Origin of the sequence: Vibrio sp. YT-18 (assembly GCF_033337345.1) — a bacterium.
In the GTDB taxonomy this organism is placed as follows: domain Bacteria; phylum Pseudomonadota; class Gammaproteobacteria; order Enterobacterales; family Vibrionaceae; genus Vibrio; species Vibrio alginolyticus.
On sequence record NZ_JAWOQO010000098.1, the window covers coordinates 1 to 1,486 of the forward strand.

Genomic DNA, 1,486 nt, shown 5'->3' on the forward strand with positions numbered 1-1,486 from the left:
AACATGACGCAAGAGCAGCATGTGGCCGCTTGTAGCAAAATGGGATACGAAGAAGGGTATTTTCATCAATCTTTGGAAACTGGCGAGCAGCCAGTCGCTGATGATCATAATACACAGCTTCAAGTGAATATTTTTGATTCCAGCGACGACTACGGCAAATACGCGGGGCCAATCTTTGATATCAGTACCAACAACGGCGGCATGTACCTTGAGGGTGATCCGTCCAAGCCGGGCAATATTCCTAACTTTGTCGCTTATGAAGCGTCTTACGCGAACCCTGACCATTTTGTTTGGAACTTAGAACATGAATACGTGCATTACCTAGATGGCCGATTCGACCTTTATGGCGGCTTTGGTCATCCAACTGAAAAGGTAGTGTGGTGGAGTGAAGGCATTGCAGAATACATCGCAAACGAAAAAGACAATCAAGCGGCGTTAGATACGATTCGAGACGGCTCAACTTACACCTTGAGCGAGGTTTTTGAAACAACATACGATGGCTTTGATGTTGACCGAATTTATCGCTGGGGCTATCTGGCCGTTCGATTTATGTTTGAGCGACATAAAGATGATGTAAACCAAATGCTGGTGGAAACACGCCAAGGTAATTGGAGCAATTACAAGGCGACCATCAATCAATGGGCAAACCTATACCAGAGCGAGTTTGAACAGTGGCAACAGTCATTGGTTTCAGGTGGCGCTCCTAATGCAGTAATAACCGCAAACAATGAGGGAAAAGTCGGTGAAAGCATTACATTCAGCAGTGAGAACAGTACGGATACAGACGGGCAAATCGTCAGTGTGTTGTGGGACTTCGGTGATGGCACGACCAGCACACAAACCCAGCCGACGCACCAATATGGGAGTGAAGGTCAGTACACGGTCAGTTTAACAGTGACAGATAATGACGGTTTGACAGCTACCGCGGCCCACAATGTGACGGTTTCGGCGACTGGCGGCAGTAGTACGCTTCCGCAAGATTGCGCGGTACAAAGCAAAGTGAGTGGTGGTCGTTTAAATGCTGGCGAGCCTGTCTGTTTGTCAAATCAGCAAACCATTTGGCTGAGTGTGCCGGCAGTTAATGAACATGCGAACATTGCTATCTCAACTGGCAATGGCACGGGTGACCTCAAAATTGAATACAGCAACCTAGGCTGGCCAGATGGTTCAAACCTACATGGTTGGTCAGACAATGCTGGTAACAAAGAGTGCATAACCGTTTCAAACCAAGCCAATTATTGGGGCTATATCAAAGTCTCTGGCAGTTTTGAAAATGCCGCGATTGTTGTAGATTTTGACGCGGAAGCTTGCCGAGAGTAACGCGCATTTTGACACAAATAAACGCCCTGTCATATTGGCAGGGCGTTTTTGTATCTGGTCATCGGCGGAGCGTATTTAGTGCTTTCTGTGACGACTAATGAGTGTTAATCATATTTATTTGTGCAAAGAAAAGCTTTCAGCAACAAGAAGAGGTGCGCACATAGGC

At 46.8% G+C, this 1,486-nt stretch carries 1 protein-coding gene; it reads left to right on the forward strand.

From position 1 onward, the window contains the following. Positions 1-1,320 (forward strand): collagenase (locus R7M72_RS24595; protein WP_318056401.1); only part of this gene is annotated, 1,320 nt, incomplete at its 5' end. Positions 1,321-1,486 lie beyond the last annotated feature (166 nt).